This window comes from Streptomyces sp. LZ34 (assembly GCF_053890475.1).
Genome location: NZ_CM132680.1, coordinates 11,400,069 through 11,423,100, shown reverse-complemented (window position 1 = coordinate 11,423,100; position 23,032 = coordinate 11,400,069). Strand labels below are relative to the sequence as shown.

At 69.3% G+C, this 23,032-nt stretch carries 19 protein-coding genes; 11 read left to right on the top strand and 8 right to left on the bottom strand.

The window, feature by feature from the left end:
- Positions 1–30 precede the first annotated feature (30 nt).
- Entirely contained in the window at positions 31–2,070 is a 2,040-nt protein-coding gene (locus ACWY4P_RS49395) for a beta-galactosidase (RefSeq protein ID WP_456207334.1), read from the bottom strand.
- A 98-nt stretch (positions 2,071–2,168) separates the two neighbouring features.
- Here ACWY4P_RS49395 and ACWY4P_RS49390 point away from each other — a divergent pair, with 98 nt between their 5' ends.
- The 6 genes from ACWY4P_RS49390 (at position 2,169) to ACWY4P_RS49365 (ending at position 7,483) form a co-directional block, all read left to right on the top strand.
- Positions 2,169–2,930: an SDR family NAD(P)-dependent oxidoreductase gene (locus tag ACWY4P_RS49390; protein ID WP_456207333.1), complete on the top strand. Its 762-nt coding sequence runs from the start codon at positions 2,169–2,171 to the stop codon at positions 2,928–2,930.
- 69 nt (positions 2,931–2,999) lie between these two features.
- Positions 3,000–3,752: a FadR/GntR family transcriptional regulator gene (locus ACWY4P_RS49385; protein WP_456207332.1), complete on the top strand. Its 753-nt coding sequence runs from the start codon at positions 3,000–3,002 to the stop codon at positions 3,750–3,752.
- Positions 3,749–4,894, top strand: coding sequence for a galactonate dehydratase (gene dgoD / locus ACWY4P_RS49380; RefSeq protein ID WP_456207331.1), 1,146 nt, complete (start codon positions 3,749–3,751; stop codon positions 4,892–4,894). Before ACWY4P_RS49385 ends, dgoD begins: the two co-directional genes overlap by 4 nt.
- Before the next feature lie 76 nt (positions 4,895–4,970).
- On the top strand, positions 4,971–5,600 hold the full coding sequence (locus ACWY4P_RS49375; RefSeq protein ID WP_456207330.1) for a bifunctional 4-hydroxy-2-oxoglutarate aldolase/2-dehydro-3-deoxy-phosphogluconate aldolase: 630 nt from the start codon (positions 4,971–4,973) through the stop codon (positions 5,598–5,600).
- Positions 5,597–6,571 (top strand): sugar kinase, encoded by a 975-nt coding sequence (locus ACWY4P_RS49370; protein ID WP_456207329.1) that lies wholly within the window; start codon positions 5,597–5,599, stop codon positions 6,569–6,571. The genes ACWY4P_RS49375 and ACWY4P_RS49370 overlap by 4 nt, the downstream gene beginning before the upstream one ends.
- 15 nt (positions 6,572–6,586) lie before the next feature.
- Entirely contained in the window at positions 6,587–7,483 is an 897-nt protein-coding gene (locus ACWY4P_RS49365; RefSeq protein WP_456207328.1) for an SMP-30/gluconolactonase/LRE family protein, read from the top strand.
- Between the two features lie 7 nt (positions 7,484–7,490).
- Here ACWY4P_RS49365 and ACWY4P_RS49360 read toward each other — a convergent pair whose 3' ends face one another.
- Positions 7,491–9,572 carry a glycoside hydrolase family 2 protein gene (locus ACWY4P_RS49360; protein WP_456207327.1) on the bottom strand — a complete coding sequence of 694 codons (2,082 nt, stop codon included), beginning with the start codon at positions 9,570–9,572 and terminating at the stop codon, positions 7,491–7,493.
- A gap of 204 nt (positions 9,573–9,776) precedes the next feature.
- Here ACWY4P_RS49360 and ACWY4P_RS49355 point away from each other — a divergent pair, with 204 nt between their 5' ends.
- Positions 9,777–11,063 carry a cellulase-like family protein gene (locus tag ACWY4P_RS49355; RefSeq protein WP_456207326.1) on the top strand — a complete coding sequence of 429 codons (1,287 nt, stop codon included), beginning with the start codon at positions 9,777–9,779 and terminating at the stop codon, positions 11,061–11,063.
- Positions 11,064–11,092: 29 nt separating this feature from the next.
- Here the strand turns inward: ACWY4P_RS49355 and ACWY4P_RS49350 are convergent, their stop codons facing one another.
- Positions 11,093–12,466, bottom strand: coding sequence for an LPXTG cell wall anchor domain-containing protein (locus ACWY4P_RS49350; RefSeq protein ID WP_456207325.1), 1,374 nt, complete (start codon positions 12,464–12,466; stop codon positions 11,093–11,095).
- A 370-nt stretch (positions 12,467–12,836) separates the two neighbouring features.
- Positions 12,837–13,904, bottom strand: coding sequence for a LacI family DNA-binding transcriptional regulator (locus ACWY4P_RS49345; protein ID WP_456207324.1), 1,068 nt, complete (start codon positions 13,902–13,904; stop codon positions 12,837–12,839).
- Positions 13,905–14,104: 200 nt separating this feature from the next.
- On the opposite strand from ACWY4P_RS49345, the gene ACWY4P_RS49340 reads away from it, so the two are divergent.
- A complete protein-coding gene (locus ACWY4P_RS49340) occupies positions 14,105–14,803 on the top strand; it encodes a TetR/AcrR family transcriptional regulator (RefSeq protein WP_456207323.1) in 699 nt (232 codons plus the stop codon).
- Positions 14,804–14,828: 25 nt separating this feature from the next.
- Here ACWY4P_RS49340 and ACWY4P_RS49335 read toward each other — a convergent pair whose 3' ends face one another.
- From ACWY4P_RS49335 to ilvN, 4 genes are read right to left on the bottom strand one after another with little or no spacing between them, the layout of a single operon-like run.
- Positions 14,829–16,133 carry a dihydrolipoamide acetyltransferase family protein gene (locus ACWY4P_RS49335; protein ID WP_456207322.1) on the bottom strand — a complete coding sequence of 435 codons (1,305 nt, stop codon included), beginning with the start codon at positions 16,131–16,133 and terminating at the stop codon, positions 14,829–14,831.
- 31 nt (positions 16,134–16,164) lie between these two features.
- A complete protein-coding gene (locus ACWY4P_RS49330; RefSeq protein WP_456213313.1) occupies positions 16,165–17,091 on the bottom strand; it encodes an alpha-ketoacid dehydrogenase subunit beta in 927 nt (308 codons plus the stop codon).
- Between the two features lie 56 nt (positions 17,092–17,147).
- Positions 17,148–18,245 carry a thiamine pyrophosphate-dependent enzyme gene (locus ACWY4P_RS49325; protein ID WP_456207321.1) on the bottom strand — a complete coding sequence of 366 codons (1,098 nt, stop codon included), beginning with the start codon at positions 18,243–18,245 and terminating at the stop codon, positions 17,148–17,150.
- Complete coding sequence (gene ilvN, locus ACWY4P_RS49320) at positions 18,242–18,787, bottom strand: acetolactate synthase small subunit (RefSeq protein WP_456207320.1); 546 nt, start codon at positions 18,785–18,787, stop codon at positions 18,242–18,244. Before ilvN ends, ACWY4P_RS49325 begins: the two co-directional genes overlap by 4 nt.
- Positions 18,788–18,966: 179 nt before the next feature.
- Between ilvN and ACWY4P_RS49315 the strand changes: the two genes are divergently transcribed.
- From ACWY4P_RS49315 to ACWY4P_RS49305, 3 genes are all read left to right on the top strand, one after another.
- Positions 18,967–19,428, top strand: coding sequence for an Lrp/AsnC family transcriptional regulator (locus ACWY4P_RS49315; RefSeq protein ID WP_456207319.1), 462 nt, complete (start codon positions 18,967–18,969; stop codon positions 19,426–19,428).
- A gap of 44 nt (positions 19,429–19,472) precedes the next feature.
- Positions 19,473–20,450, top strand: a complete 978-nt coding sequence (locus ACWY4P_RS49310) for a formylglycine-generating enzyme family protein (RefSeq protein WP_456207318.1) — start codon at positions 19,473–19,475, stop codon at positions 20,448–20,450.
- A 242-nt stretch (positions 20,451–20,692) separates the two neighbouring features.
- Positions 20,693–22,960 carry an arylsulfatase gene (locus ACWY4P_RS49305; protein ID WP_456207317.1) on the top strand — a complete coding sequence of 756 codons (2,268 nt, stop codon included), beginning with the start codon at positions 20,693–20,695 and terminating at the stop codon, positions 22,958–22,960.
- Positions 22,961–23,032 lie beyond the last annotated feature (72 nt).

Sequence of the window (23,032 nt, the reverse complement as noted above, 5' to 3'; positions counted from 1 at the left end):
ATGGTTCACTCAGCACGGCTCAGCCGGTCTTCACGGCTTGCCCAGTACGGCTACGCCGGCCGCCGGCAGCACGATGCGGTCGATGGGGGCCGTCCCCCGGGCCAGGGCGTCGGTCATCGGCTCGACCAGCCTGACCTCGACCTCTTCTCGGCCGTGGTTCAGCAGGAAGACGAATCGTCGGCCGTCGCCCTCGCGGACGGTCGCCTGGACCTGCTCAGGAAGACCGGTCAGTACCGGCCCGGCGCACGCGGTGCGGCTCACCTCATCCGTCAGGGCCCGCAGGGCCTCGGGTGAGAGACGCGTGGCGACGTACCACGCGACGCCCTCGCCGAAGACGTGGCGCGTGATGGCCGGCTGTCCGGCCAGCGGCCCCGAGTCGAACGCGGCCACCGCCCGCGCCCCCTCGGGTACGACGACTTCCGACCACAGGTCTCCACGGCTGACCGTACCGTCGTGGTGCCGCAGGTCCACCGTCTCCTTCTCCGCCAGCGGCCAGAACTCCTCGACGCGCAGGCCCAGTACCTCGCGCAGCGGCGCGGGGTATCCGCCCAGGTGCACCCGGTCGGATTCGTCGACGATGCCGGAGAAGAACGACACCAGCAGGTGGCCGCCACCGCGTACGAACTCGGTGAGGCGTGTCGCGTCCCGCTCCTTCAGCAGGTACAGGCTGGGTACGACGACGAGGCGGTACCCGGACAGGTCGCGGTCGGGGGGTACGACGTCGCAGGCGATGCCGGCTTCGAACAGCGGCCGGTAGTGGGCGAGCGCGATCTCCATCTGGTCCAGCGCGGTGGACGGGTGCGAGTCCAGCTCCAGCGCCCACCAGCTGTTCCAGTCCAGCACCAGGGCGACTTCGGCGGTGGACCGTGTGCCGGCGATCTGCGGCACGGAGGCGAGTTCGCGGCCCAGCTCGCACACTTCGCGGAAGGTGCGGGTGTCGGTGCCGCCGTGCGGGAGCATCGCCGAGTGGTACTTCTCGGCGCCGCCCCTGGACTGGCGCCACTGGAAGTACAGCACCGCGTCCGCGCCCTGGGCGACCGCCTGCCAGCTCCACAGGCGCATCCGTCCCGGCTCCTTGGGCCCGTTGCGGTCGCGCCAGTTCACCGCGCTGGGCGCCTGTTCCATCAGCATCCACGGCTGACCGCCGCGGGCGGAGCGGGTGACGTCGAAGATGAAACCGGCCGAGATGTGCGTGTCCTGGTCGTGCGGGTCCTGGTAGACGTCGACCGATACGACGTCCTCCTCGGCGGCCCAGCGGAAGGCGTCGACGGGTTTGTGCACGCCGATGAAGTTCGTGGTGACGGGGACGTCCGGGGTGATCCGCCGCAGCACCTCCTTCTCCGCCAGGTAGCACTGGAGCAGCGCGTCGTCGGAGAAACGGGCGAAGTCCAGCTGCTGCGCGGGGTTGGGGAAGGTCGGCGCGAGCCGCGGCGGCAGCACCTCGTCGAAGCTGTCATACCGCTGCGCCCAGAACGCCGTCGACCAGGCCTCGTTGAGCGCCTCGATGCCGCCGTACCGGTCGGACAGCCAGCGCCGGAAGTCGGCCGCCGACTCCTCGCACCAGCACATCGCGGTGTGGCAGCCGTACTCGTTGCCGATGTGCCACATCTCCAGCGCCGGGTGGTCGGCGTAGCGGGTGGCCAGCCGCTCGACCAGGCGCGTGGCGTGGCTGCGGTACACGCCGCTGGAGGGGCAGTAGTGCTGCCGCCCGCCCGGCCACATCCGGCGGCCGTCGGCGGTCTCGGGAAGGATCCGAGGGTGCCGCCGGGACAGCCACGGCGGCGGAGAGGCCGTCATGGTGGCCAGGCACACTGCCACTCCCGCCCCGGCGAGGTTGTCCATGACCCGGTCGAACCAGGTGAAGTCGTACTCGCCGGGCCTCGGTTCGGCCTTGGCCCACGAGAAGATGCCGGCCGTCACCATGGAGACGCCCGCCTCCTTCATCAGCGAGACGTCCTCGGCCCACACCTCCTCGGGCCACTGCTCGGGGTTGTAGTCGCCGCCGAAGGCGATCCCGGCCGGGCGCAGGCGCCGCCGGCTGTCGGTTGCTACCGCATCTGCCTCTTGCATGCCGGTCAGTCTTGGAGCGCTGCCGCGATCTCGTCAAGATATATGCATTATTAATTAAAAGAGCTAGGCTGGCGTCGGAACGGAAGGGGAGGTTCGCGATGACGAAATGCCGCAGGATGGCGGGGCGCGTAGCGGTGATCACCGGCGCCGCGCACGGTATCGGCGCGGCCACGGCCCACAGGCTCGCGGCCGAGGGCGCGGCGGTCGTGGTCACCGACGTGGACGACGCGGCGGGAGAGGCGGTCGCGGCAGACATAGCCGCGAGCGGAGGACGGGCGGAATACGTGCGCTGCGACGTGACCTCCGCCTCCGACTGGGAGAGCCTGGGCCGCCATGTCGACCGGCGTCACGGACGGCTGGACGTGCTGCACAGCAACGCCTACGCCCAGCTCAACAAGCCCGCCCACGAACTGAGCGAGGCCGAGTGGGACGGTCAGATGGCCGTGCTGCTGAAGCCGGCCTGGCGGGGAATGAAGACATTCGCGACCCCGCTGCGCGAGGCAACGGGGTCCGTGATCCTCACCTCCTCGGTGCACGCGGTCATCGGCCTGCCCGGCCACGCCGCATACGCCGCGGCGAAGGGCGCTCTGTGCTCGCTGGGGCGCCAACTGGCCGTCGAGTACGGACCGGACATCCGGGTCAACACCGTGCTGCCCGGCCCCATCCTCACCGCCGCCTGGGACACGATCCCCGAGCCCGACCGGGTGCGCAGCGTGGCGGCCACGGCGGCCAAGCGGTTCGGGCAGCCGGAGGAGGTGGCCGCCGCCGTCGCCTTCCTGGCATCCGCCGACGCCTCCTATGTGACCGGCGCGAGCCTTGTGGTTGACGGAGGATGGAGCGTCATGAAGGAGTCCTCGTGAGCGGCGCGCACGAGGCGGTCAGCTGTGCCCGAGGCCCGCGCGCAGGGCTCGAGCGAAACGGAGAACCTGATGATCCATCCCGGTAAAGGGCTGCACGGCCAAGCCGTGGAGGAGATAGGCCGGCGCATCATCCGCGGTGACTACCCGCCGGGCTCCGTCCTGCACCCGGACAAGCTCGAAGCGGAACTCGGCGTCAGCAAGACCGTGGTACGCGAGGCGTTGCGGGTACTGGCCTCCAAGGGACTGATCGAATCCCGGCAGAAGCGCGGCACCACGATCCGGCCCCGTGCCCACTGGAACCTGCTCGACAGCGACCTGCTGAACTGGCAGAGCAGCAGCGCTCCGACCGAAGGCTTTCTGGAAGACCTCGCCGAGGTCCGCGCCCTCGTCGAGCCCGCCGGCGCCCGGTTCGCCGCGGCCCGCCGTACCGAATCCGACCTGGCCGCGATGCGGCGAGCGCTCGATGGCATGGCGGCGGCCGGGACGGACGGCGACGCCATGGTTGAGGCCGACCTGGCCTTCCACCGAGCCCTGCTGAATGCCGCGCACAACGAACTGCTGAGCCGGATGGAGGTCGTCATCGAGGCCGGTCTGCGCATACGCGACGGGATCGTGCACGGTGCCCAGCACTTCTCCGACTCCGTACCGGTCCACCGGGAACTGCTGCGAGCCATCGAGGCGGGCGACCCGGACGCCGCCGCGGCCGCCGTCGAGTCGCTGCTCACGCAAGCGTCCCGGGACTTGGCGGCCGTGCGGTCGAGGGACGAACGCGACGCGGACGACGCAGACACCGCCGAGGCCGTGCAGGAGGAAGCCCCTTGAAAATCACCGGCCTTGAGACATTCCTGGTGGCTCCCCGCTGGCTGTTCCTGCGCATCGCCACCGACGAGGGGATCACCGGCTGGGGCGAACCAGTGATCGAGGGCCGCGCCGCGACCGTACGCGCCGCGGTCCATGAACTGGCCGACCACCTCATCGGGCAGGACCCGCTGCGCATCGAGGACCACTGGCAGGTGCTCACCAAGGGCGGCTTCTACCGTGGCGGTCCGATCCTGTCCAGCGCCGTCGCGGGCATCGATCAGGCGCTGTGGGACATCGCCGGCAAGACCTACGGCGTGCCGGTACACCGTCTCCTCGGCGGCCCCGTACGTGACCGCGTGCGGATGTACGCCTGGATCGGCGGCGACCGCCCGAGCGACGTGGCCGAGCTCGCCAGGGAACAGGTACAGGCGGGCTTCACGGCCGTGAAGATGAACGCTTCGGCCGAACTCGCCCCGATCGACACCCCGGCACGCACCGCCCAGGTCGTCGAGCGCGTGGCGGCCGTCCGCGAGGTGCTCGGTGACGAGCGGGACGTCGCCGTCGACTTCCACGGCCGGGTCTCCACCGCCATGTCGCGCCGTCTGCTGCCCCTGCTCGAACCGCTGCACCCGCTGTTCGTCGAAGAGCCCGTCCTGCCGGAACACTCCGGCCACCTGCGCAGCCTGGTGGAGTCCACGAGCGTGCCGCTCGCGACCGGTGAACGCCTCTACTCGCGCTGGGACTTCCGCGAGGTACTGACCAGCGGCATCGCCGTTGCCCAGCCGGACCTGTCCCACGCCGGCGGCATCTCCGAGGTCCGCCGCATCGCGGCCATGGCCGAAGCGTACGACGTCGCCATGGCACCGCACTGCCCGCTCGGCCCGATCGCCCTCGCCGCCAGCCTGCAGATCGCCTTCGCGGTACCGAACTTCCTCATCCAGGAACAGAGCATGGGTATCCACTACAACCGGCAGTGTGACCTGCTGGACTACGTGCTGGACCCGGAACCTTTCCGGTTCGACAACGGCTGCGCCGTCGTGGGCTCCCGCCCCGGCCTGGGCGTCGAGATCGACGAGAAGGCGGTACGCCGCGCCGCCGAGACCGGACACCACTGGCGCAACCCGGTATGGCGCAGCGCCGACGGCTCTTTCACCGAATGGTGACGCCCCACAACCACCCTCAGGCACCCGGCGTCGACACGGCGCCCCGCATCCTCGCTTCCCAGGAGAGCCCCCTCCGATGAATCTCGTGGAATCGCTCCGAACACGCCGCCTGCTGGCGATCGTGCGTGGCAACGATCCCGACGCCGCACTGCGCACCGTCCTGACCCTCGCCGAGGAAGGCATCGAGGCCATTGAGGTCTCGCTGACCACCAACGACGCACTGGCGGTGATCGCGCGGGCGCGCGCCGAACTCGGCCCCGAGGCGCTGGTGGGTGCCGGGACCGTGCGCACCGCCGCCGACGCCGTCCGTGCCGTGGACGCCGGCGCCTCGTATCTCGTGACCCCGGCACTCGTCGACGGCCTGCACTCCACCGTCGGTCCGGACATCCCCGTGCTGATGGGCGCCCTGACGCCCAGCGAGGTCGAACTCGCCCTCGCCCGGGGCGCCTGCGCGATCAAGCTCTTTCCCGGCTCACTCGGCGGACCCCCCTACCTGGGCGCACTGCGCGACCCCTTCCCGGAGGTGCCGTTCGTGCCCGTCGGCGGAGTCGACGCGACGGCCGCCCGCGACTACCTCGACCGGGGCGCGCTCGCCGTCGGCGTGGGCTCCCCGCTGATCGGCGACGCCGCGGACGGCGGAGACCTCAGCGAACTCCGGAGCCGGGCGGCCGCGTTCCGCGCGGCCGTCACGCGGGAGACACCATGACGACACCGGCTTCTCCGGCCGCGCCCGAAGTGGTGACCTTCGGTGAGACGATGGCGGCAATGCGGGCCCACGGCGCTCTGCGGCTGGGCGGAAACCTCGGCCTTTCCGTAGCGGGAGCCGAATCCAACGTCGCCATCGGCCTGGCCCGGCTCGGACACCGGGTGCGCTGGGCCGGCCGGGTCGGTGCGGACGAACTCGGCGCGCTGGTGCTGCGTACGCTGCGCGCCGAGAACATCGACACCGGCTACGCGGTCACCGACGACACCGGCCGCCCCACGGGACTGCTGCTGACCGAACCCCGCACGGGCACGCTGACCCGCGTCAGCTACTACCGCTCCGGCTCCGCGGGGTCGGCCGTCTCACCGGCTGACGTGCTGCCCACGCTGACCCCCGGATCGCGTGTCCTCCATCTGACCGGCATCACGCCCGCACTCAGCCCGTCGGCGGCCGAGGCCACACTGGCCGCCGCCACCACAGCGCGCGACGCCGGCATCACCGTGTGCCTCGATGTCAACTACCGCTCACGGCTGTGGACCGCCGACCGCGCCCGCACGACTCTCCGGCCGCTGCTGGCCCGCACCGACCTGCTCATCGCCTCCGAGGACGAGCTGCCGCTGGCGCTGGAACGGCCCGACGCGGGCGAATCCGAGGGCGTACAGAGCCTCCTGGCCGAAGGCGTCACCGAGGTGCTCATCAAGCGCGGCGCACGCGGGGCGACCAGCTTCACCGCCGACGGCACAACCGACCGCGCGGCGCGGCAGGTCAGCACGGTCGATCTGGTCGGCGCGGGCGACGCCTTCGTGGCCGGATACCTGTCGGGACTCCTCCAGGGCGCCGACATCCCCGCCCGTCTGCACCGAGCCGTCACCACCGCGGCCTTCGCCGTCACCAGCCGGGGCGACTGGGAAGGCCTGCCGACGCAGGACGAACTCGGCCTGTTCGACCAGCCAGACGGCACCACCATCCGCTGACCGAGGAGACCGACCATGGCATCCGCCGCAGAGCAGCAGGTGACGATCGCGGTCCCGGGCGGTTACGAGCTCGCCGAAGGGGGCCGCTGGGTCGGCGGCCGGTTCGTGTACGTGGACATCCTCAGCGGCCGGCTCTTCGAGCTGCCCGAGGGCGTCGGCAACGCGCCGCGCCAGCTGGCCCGGCTCGACGTACCGCTCGGCGCCGTCGCGCCGGTACGCGACCGGCCGGACCTGTGGATCGCCGCCGCGGGCACCGGAATCGCGCTGCTCACCGCCGACGGCGAACTGGAGTGGCTGGACCGCCCCGAGGACCGCGCCACGGTCCCCAGCCGGATGAACGACGGCGTCGCGGACCCCGCCGGCCGCTTCTGGGCCGGCAGCATGCCCTACGACGGCACCCCCGGCGCGGGCTCGCTGTACCGCACGGATCCCGACGGCACGGTGGTACGCGTCCTCGACGGCCTCACCATCGTCAACGGACCGGCATTCAACGCCGACGGCACGGCGCTGTACCTCGCGGACAGCGCTGCCGGCACCATCCACCGCCACCGGGTCGACCCGGCCACAGGCGACCTCACCGGCCCCGAGACCTTCGCCCGTTTCCGCGGCGATGAGGGCAGCCCCGATGGAATGACCGTCGACGACGAGGGCTGCCTGTGGGTCGCGGTATGGGGCGGCGGCGCGGTCCGCCGGTACCACCCCGACGGCCGCCTGCTCCAGACCCTGACAGTGCCCGCCCCGCAACCCACCTCCGTCTGCCTGCACCCCTCGGACTCCCGCGTCCTGATCACCACCGCCCGCCACGGGCTGAACCACCCGACGGCAGCCTCGGGCGCGGTGCTCAGCGCTCCCGCACCGGCCCGGGCACCGGAAACCCACTCCTGGGGCGGGGGCAGCCCCGCCCCACGATGAGGACCTCTCACCTTCCCCTGGGATCGGCCGCCTTCCGGAAGGCCTCGTGGACGAGCTTGGGCCGCTCCCCCGCGAAGGTCAGCATGCCCATGAGGGAAATACCGTTGTAGGCCTGGTTGTACCCGGCCCGTTCCTTGTAGTCCTTCAGCACCCAATAGGTGTAGCCGACGACGAAGTCGCTGCGCTCGGCCACCTGGGCCCAGTGGTCGGTGAAGCGGGCCGCCTGCCACTCCTCGGTGCCCTCCGTGGCGCTCGAGCCGTGGTTGCCGGCCTGTGACCACGTGCCGTTCTCAGTGATCAGGATCGGCTTGTGCGGGTACTTCGCATGCACCGCGTCGAGTGTCGGGCCGAGATCGGTGTCCTTGCCGTAGAAGTAGCCGAAGTACTCGTTGAAGCCGATCACGTCGGCGATGTCGAATGCGGGGTCGTTGCTGGTGTTGGAGGCCCAGGTCACGGGACGGGCGGTGAGGTCGACCGCGTGCACGGCCGCCTTGAGATCGGCGAGCCAGGCGCGGTAGACGGGGGCGCCGTCGCCGTCGATCTCCGACTCGTTCTGCAGACCCCAGAGGATCACTGACGGGTGGTTGTGCTGGTTCCACGCCATGGTCAGGGCCTGGGCCCGGGCGAGGCCGTAGCTGTTGGTCTGAAGCTTTTCCTGGGCGGTGTTGAGCCACATGGTGTCGATCTCGTCCATCACCATCACACCGTGCTCATCCGCCCAGTCGTAGACGTACGGGTGGCGGTTGTAGACACAGTTGCGGATGAAGTTGGCGCCCAGTGCCGGAACATGGCTCAGCTCCGTGTCGTACTCGGCCGGCGTCATCGCCCTGCCGTGCACCGCGGTCTCCTCATGCCAGTTGACGCCCTTGAGGAACACCGGCTCGCCGTTCAACCGCAGTTGCGCGCCGACGACCGACAGCTCGCGCACCCCATAGACCGTGGACAGCGTGTCCACGCGCGAACCGTGGCGTTTCGAGGCGGTCAGCGTGGCACGGGCCGTGAGCGTGTGCGGCGAGCCCGGGCTCCACCGTGGCGCGTCGGGTACGGGGACCGAGACGGGTACGACGCCGACCGATCCCGCCGCGATCCGGGCCGCGACAACGGTGGGCCGGCCGCCGCTCCCGTGCCCAGGATCCAGCGTGAGCCAGCCGTCGAAGTCGGTGGTGCCGTGGTTTTCGACGACGGCCCGTGCCTCGAGCCTCCCGCTCGCGCCGGCCGTGAGCAGCTTGGCGATGGTGACCTGCGGAACCGCCTCGATCCAGGCGGACCGGGTCAGGCCCGCGTAGGGCCAGTAGTCGACCGGCTTGTACGGGATCTCGTAGTTGTCGGTGACCGGCTGCGGAGTCGGGGCCGTGTAGTCGGCATAGCTGGCCCGGCGGAAGACCCGCACCGCGATCGTCTGCCGCGCCCCCGGCCGGAGCGCCCCCGCCACCGGCAGCGCGAAGGGCGAACTCGCCCCTTCGTGCTTGCCGAGGTAGCTGCCATCGAGCCAGACCTCGGCGCTGTAGCCGACAGCCAGGAAGGCCAGGCGTACGTGGCGGGCCCGCCAGGATCGGGGAACGTCGACGGCGGTGCGGTACCAGGCGTAGCCGTCGGCGAACGCCGTGCCCTTGCCGAAGGTGGCGGTCTCCGTGGCGAATCCGGGCGTGTCCAGCAGGTCCCAGGCGGCCGGGACGTCGATGAGGCCCCATGCGCTGTCATCGAGGTGCGGCGACTCCCAGCCCTCGCCGAGTCCGCGGTCGCGGGGGTCGAAGCGGAAGCGCCACCGCTTGTCCAGGGACAGGTACTCGCGGGTTGGCTCCCGGGTGCGCCAGCCCTCGAAGCCGGGGAGCACCGCGCCGTACTGGAAGACGACGTTGGTGCCGCCGACGTCGCGCACATGTGTGCCGGACGGCTCGATGTCCGGATGGGTGTCGAGCACCGGGCCGCCCGAAGCGGCCGTGGCCGTACCGGCCGCGGCCCATGCCTTGTCCGGCCATGCCGGCAGGGCGACACATCCGGCGGCGCCGAGCGCGGCGACGACGGCGCGCCGGGACGGGCGGCCCGCCGTCCGGGGGCGTTGTTCTGAAGGGTGGATGCGATCGGTCATGACGTGGGACTCCCTCGGCTCAGCGTCCGCGCGACGTCTGGGCGTTCACACGGTGGCTGGTGACATGCGTGTGTCCGTACGCCCCCACACCCTGGACGTCCCGGAGCACCCCGTCAAGGAATATTCATTAATAATGAATTGAGGTAGCCTGAGGCCGGCCCTGCCGGCCACGACACTCACCGCACACGAGCGACGGGCGACCTCATGACCGCACACGAACAGGCCACCACAGGCGAGACCACCGGTCGGCTCGCCATCACCCTGTGGGACTTCAGCTGGTACACGCAGGCCGGCCCCGGGGAGCCGTTCGCCGACCTCGACCGCGCCTTCGCCGAGGCGGTGGACCGCGGCTTCAACACCGTACGGATCTGCGCCATGCCCTTCCTGCTGTTCTCCGGCCGCGTCCCCGACCCGGAAACCCTCCGCATCCGCGGTCTGGGCAAGGAGTTCGGACAGCACACCCGCTGGTACAACGTGCGCGGCGGCTACCCGATAGACGGCCGTCGGCGCCTTGTCGAGCTGTTCGAGGCGGCCGCCCGGCACGACTGCCAGGTGATCGTGTCCTCGTGGGAGTACCAGCAGTCCCCCTGCTTCACCGACACCGACACCTGGCACCGCGCCCTGGCCGCGATCCCCGCACCGGAACGCGCCGAGGTGATGGCCGAAGCGCTGGGCAGGCTGCTGGACTTCCTCACCGAGCGCGGGCTGGCCGACCGCGTCGCCTACGTCGAGGTGCACAACGAGGTCGACAACTGCTCCCTGGTACCGGACGACGGCGGCACCCACTACTCCCGGCTGCGCGACCCTCTCGGCCGCGCCGTGGACCTGCTGCGGGCGCGCCACCCCGGCATCCCCGTCACGTACTCACTCGGAGAGCCCTGGCCACTTGAGCTCGACGACCTACCGGAACAGGCGCAGGTCGCCCACTTCCACTTCTACGTCTACGGCGTGCTCGGCGCGCTGTACCAGGCCGTGGGGCTCGGCCATGGCACCGAGCAGGCGCTCCCGACAGCCACCTGGCCCACCCCCGAACTGACCCGCATGCTGCGCCCCGACGCCCCCGCCTTCGCCGACTACCACCCCGACGAGCCCTGGCAGCTGGCGGCCACCGGGATCCCGCGCGAACTGTTCTACGCACACGACTGGGTCGACCCCGACCGCTGGGACCTGTGGCTCTACGAGAACTACCTCCCGCACCGCCAGGCCATGCGGCAGACCCTGGCCCTGTGGGTCGACTCGGTCGCCGCATTCGCCCGCCGCCGCGGAATCCCTGCCGTCCTCGGCGAAGGCGTGGTGGGATACACCCCTCTCCTGACGCGCTTCGAGGAGGACGCCGTCGGCAAGGACATCGCGGAGTTCGTCGTCGACCGATGCCTCACGGCAGGTTTCCAGGGCGTGGTTCTGACCTCCAACGCAGCGCCTCACCACCCCATGTGGAACACCGACCGGGACTGGATGCGCCGGGTCAACGCACGCGTTGTCGCCGGCTGAACGCCGCGGCGGGCGTCCGGGCCGCCGGTTCAGCGGGCGGGGCGCAGCTGTACGACGGCGATCGAGTAGGCCGGTACGGTCTGGCGGGTTGCGCTGCCCGCCGTCGCGGTCCCGATCGACGCGGCGTTCTTCAGGTACGAGTGCACCGTCGGGGTGGCCGAGGACGGGGTGAGCCCGCTGTAGGACAGGGTGATGGTCGCGTCGTTGGCGGGGTCCTTGTTGATGAGCATGACGCTCAGGTCGCCGTTGGCACGCCGCACGGCGTGCGCGGAGACCAGCGGTGTCGAGCCGGTGGCCCGGACCAGCGTGTCGCCCGGTGCACCCAGCCTGGTGATCATCCGGGTGCCGTGGTAGGGCGGGAAGGGCGTGTTCAACGGCGGTTCGCACGAGGCACCGCTGGACAGTATTCCTCCGTCGTCGTAGTCGGTGGCGCCCTCCACCGTGGTCACGTGGCTACAGTCCGTCCCGTTGTGCAGGTTCCACCAGTCGACGGTGAACGCGCCGTTCTCCATCCACGTCAGATACTCGTCGGGCGCGAACAGCCCGTTCGGGGAGGTGTTCTTGTAGGCGTTGGCGTTGGCTTCCGTCACCGCGATGCCCACGTTGGGCGCGTTGCTCCCGGTGTACTGGTTGATCAGGGACCGCAGGGTGGCGGCCATGCCCGGGATCTCGGCCTGAGGTTTGCCCAGCAGGTCCGCCTGGCTGTTGCCGATCGGATAGTGGTGCACGATCACGAAATCGACTGTCGATCCGGCGATCGACATGACCGTGTGGTTCCAGTCCATCGAGTCGCCGGGCCCGGTGATTCCGTCCGGCCAGGCTCCCGGGGTGGTCAGCACCGCACCGATCTTGATGGACGGGTCGACGGCCTTCATGGCCCTGGCGTGCTGCACGAGGTTGGTCGCGTACGTCGTGGCGGTCTTGCTGGCGTGGTGGTCGGTCTCCCAGGTGGCGCCGTAGAGGCCGTTGCCGTAGACCTCGTTGCCGATCTCCCAGTACTTCACCCCGTAGCCCTTGGTCACGTTCGCGTACCGCACCCAGGCCGCGGCTTCGTCGGGCGTGCCCGAGCCGTAGTTGGCGGTGATGATGGGCTGCGCGCCGGTAGCGCGTACCGTGCCCATGAAGGTGTCGAAGTCCGTGTTGGGGGCGACGTAACCACCCTCGACGGTGTGCGTCTGCCAGTGGTAGCCGTCGGCGTAGCCGCCACCCGGATAGCGAACCATCCCGGTGCCGGCGTCCTTGAGCAGCCCGGGGACGGCCGGGTGGTTCATGTTGCCGTCGTAGACCGCGACGTTCATGCCGACACCGGTGGCCGGAATCCTCGCCAGCGCGCGGCCCGTGTCGACCGTCACCGAGGCGGTGACGGCGGCGGCAGCGGCTGCCGCCGGCGGTGTCGCGGCCATGCCCGAACCTGCCGCGACCAGCGGCACAGCAGCGGCCAGCCCGACCAACCGGGCGCCGTACCGATGAACCAACCTCTGAACCAACCTCCGCATGAGCTCCTCCAACGGGATGACGACCGAGGCGGGTGGAGTCGAGACGGGCGCCGTGGTCTGCCCGTCCGGAAGTGCGGGAGAGCCATTCACGAGGGCGAAAGTTTCGCTCCTCATCGTCAGATAATTTCCAGGGAGGTTAGCGGCGGCCACCTCTGTGGTCAATGGCCACAGCTCTTCTCACACGACCGTCCCGCGCACGCCAAGGCGCCCGCAGCCGGCCCATGGTGGGCTGCGGGCGCCAACGCCGATGCTGAAGTGAGAAATCGGCGGTGCGAGGTCAGCTCTTGGGCGGAGCCGTACTGGACCGGACCGTCAGGGTGGTCGCGATCTCCAACCCGACCTGGGGTGCCTCCTCACCGCGACCGAGCGTGAGCGCCAACTCCGTTGCGGCGACGGCCATTTCGGTCAGGGGCTGGTGGACGGTGGTCAGGGGCGGGTCCACCCAGGCCACGACGGGCAGGTCGTCGAAGCCGACGACGCTCAGGTCGTCGGGAATACGCAGGCCGGCCTCACGCGCCGCCTGGTAGACGCCGAGCGCCTGTAGGTCGTTGGCGGCGAAGATCGCCGTCGGACGCTCGGGCAGGGCCAGCAGGGAACGGGCCGCCACGCAGCCCGCCTCACGGGTCAGTGGCGCCCGCACGACCAGTTCCTGGTCGGCCGTCAGCCCGGCGGCCCGCATCGCGGAGCGGTATCCGTCCAGCCGGGCGCAGCAGCACAGCACGTCCTCCGGACCGCTGATCATCGCGATGCGCCGGTGCCCGAGCCCGGTGAGGTGGCGGGTCGCGGCCCGGCCGCCCGACCAGTTGGTGGCGCCCACGAACGGAACGTCGTCCGGCAGCTCCGTGGTCGGGTCGAAGACGACGAACGGGATCCCCTTCGCCTTCAGTTGCTCACGCTCGGCCTCGGAGAGCTGGGCCACGGACAGCACGCAGTTCGGACACCGCGAGACGGTGTCGTCCCAGGCGGGCGCGGCGGCGTCGTGCAGCCCGAACTCGGACACCATCAGTCCCACGCGGTGCCGACGGGCGACCCGCTCCACGCCCCGGATGATCTCGACCGCCCACATGTCCTTGAGCTCACGGAACACGAGCTCCACGACGTTGCTCCGGTTGGCTCCCGTCGGCTTGCGGTAGCCGTACTTGTCGACCAGCGCCTCGACCCGCGCCCGCGTGTCCGCGGAGACCCCCGACTTGCCGTTGATCACCTTGGACACGGTCGGCACCGAGACCCCCGCCGACTCGGCGATGTACGCGATGGTGACCGGCCGGGACGCGTCACCCTGCTCGCCGTCCTTGTCCACCGGCCCGTCAGCTGCGTAGTCCGCCAAGGTCGCCTTCCCGATCATCGAACCGCTCGCGCCCGGCGGAGGCCTGACACGAAAGCGGGTTGACCAGCGTCGTATGGATGTGCCCGGCCATTCTGGCATCTCTTGCCGACGAACCTGTGGCCTCGAACACAGCTTCATGTTTATTTCTCCGCCGCACACAGCGAAAGTTTCTCTCACTGGAAATTGGATAGGGCAATCCGATTGCTAGACTGGTCGGCATGAACCCTGGCGCCCAGCACACCGGCGACCCCGCCGCCCAGCCTCTGCGCAGCGACGCCGAGCGCAACCGGGAGCGGATCATCGCCACCGCGCGCACGGTGTTCGCGCGCGACGGGCTGAACGCCTCCATGGCCTCCGTGGCCCGCGAGGCGGGAGTGGGGATCGCCACCATCTTCCGCCGCTTCCCCACCAAGGAGGAGCTGGTCGCTGCCGTCTTCTCCGACCGCATGGACGCCTACGCCGACGCGGTCGCCGTCGCCCTCGACGACCCCGACCCCTGGAACGGTCTCGCGGGATTCATCGAAACCGTCTGCGCGATGCAGGCCGCCGACTACGGCTTCGCCGACGTACTCACCATGACCTTCCCCACCGCAAAGGCCCTGGAGCAGCGGCGAAACGAGGCATACGAGGACTACGTACAGCTCATCAACCGCGCCAAGGCCGCAGGCCGCCTGCGCGAGGACTTCGACCCCTCGGACCTGGTGCTGGTGCACATGGCCAACGCCGGCGTCGTGAACGCCTGCGGCGATGCCGCCCCCGACGCCTGGCGACGCGTCGTCGCCCTGCTGATCCAGTCCTTCGAGGCCCCCGCCCGCGGCCCTCTGCCCGCCTCGCCCGAGCACAGCGCTCTCTACAAGGCCATGCTCCGCGTCAGCTCGGCGGACATCACCGCACCGGCGCCGGACAAGAGCAGCTGACCTCAGGCCCCCGACAACCGCGAGCTCAGTGGTGAAGAACCATCAGCTCTGGCCGCTCGAGGAACCGGGCGATGTCGCGCAGGACGAGCGAACCGAGTTCGCCGTCGACGAGGCGGTGGTCGAACGACAAGGTGAGGGTCGCGGTCTCGCGCAGCCGTATGCGCCCCTTGTGTTCCCAGGGCGTTCGCCGCACCTGGCCGAAACAGAGGATCGCTGCTTCACCAGGGTTGAGGATCGGTGTTCCGCCGTCGATACCGAACACACCGATGTTGGTGATCGTGAACGTCCCGTTTCTCATCCGCTCGGGTGGCGTCTTGCCGGCGCGGGCCTGATCGATGAGGTCAGTGAGCGCCGAGGCGATCTCACGCAGGGAGAGCCGCTGGGCCGCGGCGATATTGGGGACGATGAGCCCTCTCGGCGTTGCCGCGGCGATGCCGAGGTTGACGTCGGAGTACTGGACGATCTCACCGGCCGCGGCGTCCCACTTCGCATTGATCTCGGGATGCCGCGCGATGGCAGTCAACGCTGCCTTGATGACGAGACACAGCGGTGTCAGACGCACACTCCCGAACGCCTTTTCGGCGCGTGCCCGCTCCAGCAGTTTGAGGGACCGCTGCACGTCGACGGTGACCCATTCCGTGACATGCGGAGCGGTGAAGGCGCTCTTGACCATGGCCTCCGCGGTGTGCTTGCGCACTCCGCGAATCGGCGTGCGCACCACGTCGTCACGGAGGAGGTCGGGGGCGTTCAGCGCGGTTGTCTGCTTCTCGGCGAGGTGGTGCACATCCTCGCGTGTGATGCGTCCCGACGGGCCTGTGGCGGTCACGAGCCGCAGGTCGACTCCGAGGTCGCGGGCGAGCTTGCGCACCGGCGGAGTGGCGAGGGATTTCCGGGAGGAAGGTGCGACGGCCGGTGGCTCGGGCTTCCTCTTTCGCGGGCGTCGCGCTGTCTGCGCGTGCGTCGGCCCATAGCCGACCAGGACGGGCTCGCGGACGGGGGCGGACGGCTGCTCGCCCTGGGCAGGCGGATCGACGGACCCTTGGAGTGTGGCGTCGGGTTCGGGCCCCGCCTGCGGGGCGCTGTCGTCCTCGACCGCGAACGCGATGATCGGCGCGCCCACGGCTACCGCCTGGCCGGCGGCACAGAGGACTTCGGTGACGGTCCCGGCGTACGGGCTGGGCAGCTCCACCACTGCCTTCGCCGTCTCGATCTCCACGATGATGTCGTTGACGCCGATCGGGTCGCCGGGTCCCACGCGCCACTCGAGGATCTCGGCCTCGGTGAGACCCTCGCCGACATCGGGCAGATGGAAGTGCTTGGTTACGAGCATCGTGTCCTCCGGGAGAGGTTCGCCGGACGGTTTAGGGGGCACACACCCGGTCGACAGCGTCGAGAACTCGATCGAGATCGGGCAGGTAGTCGTCTTCCGCCCGCGCCGGCGGATAGGGGACGTTGTAGCCACCGACCCGTTGCACAGGGACCTCGAGGTCATGGAAGCAGTGCTGCATGACCGTCGCACCGATTTCCGCGCCCAGGCCGACGTTGACGGGCGCCTCGTGTACGACCACGACACGTCCCGTCTTCGACGCCGAGCGGCACAGCTCGGTGGTGTCGAGCGGCGACAGCGAGCGGAGGTCCAGGACTTCCAGCGAACGGCCTTCGGAGGCGGCGACCTCGGCCGCGTTGAGCGCGACCGCGACCGTGGGCCCGTACGCGACCAGGGTGACGTCGGCGCCCTCGCGCAGGACCCGGGCGCGCTCCAAGGTGTCGCCGTCCACGGGGCGGCCGAGGTCCACCTCGGCCCGGTCCCAGTATCGGCGCTTCGGCTCGTAGAAGATGACGGGGTCGTCGCACGCGATCGCGGCGCGGAGCAGGTCGTACGCGTCCTGGGGATGGCCGCACGCCACGACGCGCAGCCCGGCCGTGTGGCAGAAGTACGCCTCATTCGACTCGCTGTGGTGCTCGACCGCGCCGATCCCGCCGCCCACCGGGATCCGGATGGTGACGGGAAGCCGCAGCAGTCCGCGGGACCGCGCCCGCATCTTCGCCAGTTGGCTGACGATCTGATCGAAGGCGGGGTAGACGAAACCGTCGAACTGGATCTCGCACACCGGCCGGTACCCCCGGAGGGCCAGGCCGATCGCCGTCCCGACGATCCCCGATTCGGCCAGCGGGGTGTCCACGACGCGGTCGCCGAACTCGGCGGCCAAACCATCGGTCACCCGGAACACCCCGCCCAGGGAGGCGATGTCCTCGCCGAGCAGAACCACCCGCTCGTCATCGCGCATCGCCTGCCGCAGGCCCTCGTTCAGTGCGCGTCCGAGCGTGGCCCCGGCGCTGGTGGTCACAGGAAGGACTCCTTGAAAGTCTCGAAGCCTTCGCGTTCGCGTCGCAGGGCCTGGGTCTCCTCGCACAAGGTGTTTCGGAAGGTGTCGCTCAGCGAGGGCTCTGGAATCGCACGGCATTCCTTGCGCGTCCGCACCGCGAGGTTCTCGGCGTCGGACGCGACCGTGGCGAAGTAGTCCTCGTCGGCCCAGCCGCGCGCCGTGAGCAGAAGGCGCACGCGCTCCAGGGGGTCGTGGGCCTGCCACCGGGCGTGCTCGGCATCGTCGCGATAGCGCCTGGGATCGTCCGACGTGCTGTGTCCGGACATGCGATAGGTGTGCGCCTCGATGAACCCGGGTGCCCCGCCGTTCCGGACCCGCTCGACCATGCGCTGTGTGGCGGCGTAGACAGCCAGTACGTCGTTGCCGTCCACAGACACCGCGTCGAGTCCGAATCCCTTCGCACGTTCCCTCAGCGGGCCGGCGTACTGCTTGCTCGCGGGTGTCGAGATCGCCCATCCGTTGTTCTGGCAGAAGAACACGATGGGTGCCGACGTCACCGCCGCCCAGTTGAGCGCCTCGTTGGCGTCCCCCTGGCTGGACGCGCCGTCGCCGAAGTAGGTGAACACGACGCTGTCGACGGCGTCGTACCGAACGCCCATCGCATAGCCGACCGCATGCAGTGTCTGCGTTGCCAGCACGAGACTGTAGAGGTGGAAGTGATACCGCTCGGGGTCCCACGAGCCGTGGCTCGCACCACGCCACTGCGAAAGCAATTCTGTCGGTGAGATACCACGGCACAGGGCTGCCACGTGCTCGCGGTAGGACGGGAAGACCCGGTCGTCCGCCCGAAGAGCGCGGATCGACCCGGCTTGGGCCGCTTCCTGCCCAAGGGACATCAGCCAGAGCCCGAGCTCACCCTGGCGTTGCAGGGAGTACGCCTCCTGGTCGAAGCGGCGCCCGAGCACCATGTCGCGGTACAGCGTACGTACCAGTTCCTCGGTCACGTCCAGCATGCCCGCGGCCGCCTGTTCGTTCAGTGTCCCAGCGGGATCGACCAACTGCAGGACGTCGTCGGTACGGGCCGCCGCGGACGTCGCGAGAGAGTTCGCGCTCATGATCGCCCCCAGGTTCGGGCGCGGTCCACGGCGACGCAGTTCTTCCGGAGCGGGCGCGATATCCGCAGCGGCGCCGCCATCACGAGCTCCCGGATGGTGAAGCCGGAGAGCGCTTTGACGAGGGCGTCGACACGGGCGGGCTCCGCTGCGGTGAAGACGGTGCAGCGCGTCCGGTCGGCTTCCACGATCTCGGCGGAAAACGCCCGAGCGATGGCGACGGCTTCGACGAGTCGGCCTTCGGGGAAGGTGACCGTCACGAATGCCCCGCGCCGGTTGTGCGACGTGTCGTCGGAGAGGCGGACGACCTTGACGACGTCGGGTGACCGGTTCAAGAACTTGACCAGCTGCTCCAACTTGATCTCGTCTGCCGTGTCCACCTCGATGGTGATCCTGCGCAGCCCGTCGACGGGCGCGGCGACGTCCATGGTGACCAAGTCGAACTGGCGATGCGCCAAGATCGAGGCGACCCGAGCGACGGCCAAGGGCGTGGCGACGGCATCGAGCCGCAGCACGGCACCACCATGGTGTGTGCCTGGCTTCATGGCTTCAGAGGGGGCAGCGCGGTTTGCTGGTTGTATCGCGACTGACATGAGGGACACACTCGCAATGGCCCGATCCGTCCACAACGAAAGTGTGCACAGCGATGCGGAGCACGCTCCTCTCGAGCAGTCCAGAAGGGTCGAGAGTCAGCGTTGCGGGAAGTACGACTTACACTTGCGGCATGTCGGCACCCGTACATCTCGACTCGGTCGATCTACAGATCTTGGAGTTGTTGCGAGCCGACGCGCGGCGTACCGTTCGCGACATCGCACGCCAGGTGAAGCTCTCGTCGGCGCCGGTCCGCCGACGCATCGCACGCCTCGAGGAGTCGGGAGTCATCACCGGCTACACGATCACGACGGATCAGGCCAAGCTCGGCCAGGGCCTTCAGGCGGTCACTGAGCTGCGCTTTACGGGTGATACGGATATCCACGACATCGTGGAGTTCGCGTCGACCCTGCCGGAGGTCGACGAGGTGTTGACACTCACCGGCGACGTGGACGCACTCGTCCGGTTGCATGTCGACAATGTCGATGACCTTCAGAAAGTGGTCAATCGTCTGCGTCGCAAGGGTGTCGGCGTGCTACAGACGAAGACGCTGATCGTCATCGCCTCCTGGCAACGCGGGACTCCCGTGCCCTGAGGCGGACAGTCGGACGAGGAACACCAGCCGTGGTCGGAGGAGCGATGTCAGGCGCATGTTGCGCCCCCATATCAGGGGGCGACCGGGAGATCCCCGAGCCCTCCTCCCCTCGGCTCCAGGCCCCGGAGCGGGATCGGGCACAGGGGCTGCGCGCCATGCTGCGCATCCCCGGAGGGACGTTCTCGATGGGAGGCGACGACGCCGACGCGTTTCCCGAGGACAGTGAAGGCCCGGTCCGGGCGGTGCGGCTGTCGCCGTTCCTCATCGACGCGACCGCCGTCACCAACAGGCAGTTCGCGTCGTTCGTGCGCGCCGGCGGCTACCGGACCGATGCCGAGCGCTACGGCTGGTCCTTCGTGTTCTACGCACTGGTCCACCCCGATGCCCGGCACCTGGTGCGCGACACGGTGGGGCAGGCGCCCTGGTGGCTCGCGGTTGAGGGGGCGTGCTGGCAGGCCCCCTACGGGCCGGGGTCGTCATGGACCGATCTGTCGAACCACCCTGTCGTCCATGTCTCCTGGCGTGACGCGTCCGCCTACGCGGCATGGGCGGGCAAGCGCTTGCCCACGGAGGCGGAGTGGGAGATGGCGGCGCGTGGCGGCCTGGAACGTTCCCGCTTCCCCTGGGGGGACGAGCTCCTGCCCCGGGGGCAGCACCGCTGCAACATCTGGCAGGGGCGGTTCCCGCAGGTCAACACGGGCGAGGACGGGTATCTGGGCACCGCGCCGGTCAAGACCTACCGGCCCAACAACTTCGGCCTGTACAACACATCGGGCAATGTGTGGGAATGGTGCTCCGACTGGTGGAGCACCACATGGCACGCGGCCGACCGCCCGGAGACCCGCCAGGACCCGGCCGGACCTCCCGCTGGGGAGGCGAAGGTGATCCGCGGCGGCTCCTACCTGTGCCATGCGTCGTACTGCAACCGCTACCGCGTCGCCGCGCGCACCTCGAACACACCCGACAGCAGCACCGGACACATGGGGTTCCGCTGCGCGGCGGACCTGCCCCGGACCCGCTGAGGGACCGCTCGGGCCACTGCACTGTGGTTGACACGACAACAGGAGCAGGGAAAACTTACGCGCAGACTACTGGTAAGACCAGTTAACTGGAGCCTTCCTTGGAACCTTCAGAGGTCTGCCGGCCGCGCCAAGCCTTCGGATTCCGCCCGCCCGACCGGCGCGCCGCCCAGCAGATGTGATGGGTGCGGACTCCGCTGTCGGCACAGCGCACGTTCGAATGTCCATGCAAAGGAGCGTCCTGGATGACCAACGCGTCTCCGCATCCGCCGTCCGCGAGCGGTACCTTCCAAGGCAGGATCGGCACGACCTACGCGGAGTCGACTCCGTGGTGGCCCGACCAGCAGACGCTTCCCGAGGACACGCCCAATGTCGTGGTCATCGTGCTCGACGATGTCGGCTTCTCCGACCTCGGCTGCTTCGGCTCGGACATCGACACCCCGGCCATGGACGCCCTCGCCACCGACGGCCTTCGCTACGCGAACTTCCACACCACCACGCTGTGTTCGCCGACCCGTGCCTGCCTGCTGACCGGCCGGAACCACCACTCCGTCGGCATGCGCATGCTGTCCAACTTCGACACCGGCTTCCCCAGCGGTCGCGGACGGATCACCACGGCCGCCTCGACACTGCCTGAGGTGCTGCGCGACAGCGGCTTCAACACCATGGCCGTGGGCAAGTGGCACCTGGCGCCGATGGAGCAGACCACCGCGTCCGGGCCGTACACCCAGTGGCCGCTGTCTCGCGGGTTCGAGCGCTACTACGGGTTCCTCGAGGCCGAGACGGACAGCTTCTATCCGGAACTGTTCTACGACAACCACGCCGTGGCTCCGCCGAAGAGCCCGGAAGAGGGCTACCACCTCAGTGAGGACCTGGTCGACCGGTCGATCGAGTTCGTCCGGGACCAGACTTCGGTCACTCCGGACAAGCCCTTCTTCCTGTATCTGGCGTTCGGCGCAGCGCACGCCCCGCACCAGGCTCCCCAGGATTACCTGGAGAAGTACCGGGGCCGGTTCGACCACGGCTGGGACGCCGAGCGCGCCACCCGCCACGCCCGCCAGATCGAACGGGGCATCCTGCCGCCCGGCACCCAACTGGCGCCGCACAACCCCGGGGTCGTTCCCTTCGACGAGCTGTCGGACGACGAGAAGAAGCTGTCCGTACGCCTCCAGGAGGCCTACGCGGCGATGGTCGACCACACCGACCACCAGATCGGCCGGCTCACGGAGTTCCTGGAGCAGATAGGCCAGATGGAGAACACCATCACCATCCTGCTCTCGGACAACGGGGCCAGCCAGGAAGGCGGGCAGAAGGGTTCACTCAACCCCACCGCGTTCCAGAACGGCATCGCCGAGGACTTCGAGGAGATGGTGGCGCGGATCGATGAGATCGGCACCACACGCGCTCATGCCAACTACCCCTGGGGCTGGGCACAGGCGGGAAACACTCCGTTCAAGCGCTACAAGCAGAACACCCACGAAGGCGGCGTCCGCTGCCCGCTCATCGTGCAGTGGCCTCGGGGGCTACCACGCACCGGTGAGATCAGGCAGCAGTTCCACCATGTCACGGACATCGTCCCGACCCTTTTCGAACTGCTCGGTCTACAGGCTCCCTCGGTCTACAACGGCATCCCGCAACTGCCGATTCACGGTGTCAGCATGGCCTACACCTTCGACTCGCCGACCGCGCCGACACGCAAAGACGCCCAGTACTTCGAGATGTTCGGGCACCGCGCGATCTGGCACGACGGCTGGAAGGCCGTCGCCTACCACCAGCGCGGAACGTCGTTCGACGCGGACCAATGGGAGCTCTACCACCACGACACCGACTTCTCGGAATGCAACGACCTGGCGCAGGCGCAGCCCGAGAAATTGCAGAAGATGATCTCCCGCTTCTGGGTGGAAGCAGGAAAATACGATGTGCTGCCGCTGGACGACAACGGATTCGCCTACCGGGCGAAGATTCCGCGTCCCGGCTCTCCGCGCAGGCGTACGACCTTCACCTACTACCCCGGCATGGCCCATCTGCCCGTCGCCGCGGTGCCACCGGTGATGAACCGCGGGCACCGCATCACCGCGTTCGTCGACCGGGCCGCCGCGTCGGACGAGGGTGTCCTGGTGTCCCTGGGCAATATCAGCAGCGGATACGTCCTGTACGTCAAGGACAACCGGCTGGTCTACGAGTACAACTTCCTCGGCACCCGGTACGCGGTGACCTCGTCGGAAGAACTCCCGATCGGCCCGGCGGAGCTGACCTTCGAATTCGTCAAGACCGGTGACATGCAGGGCATGGGAAACCTGTACGTGTCAGGAAGGCCGGCCGGCACCGAGGCCATTCCGCGGGTCCTCCCGCACTTCCTGGGATGGCAGGGCCTCGACATCGGCCGGGACACGCTGTCGCCCTCCTCACCCAACTACGACGGCGAATTCGCGTTCACCGGAAAGTTCGAGAAGGTCGTCTTCACGGTCGCGCCGGACGAAGAAAGCGGGATTCCCTTCGAGCGAATCGACTGACTCGTCCCCGCTCACTTGCACCTTCGCGGGTCGAAGGCCGCCTCCGCCGACGGGCGGAGGCGGCCTTCGACC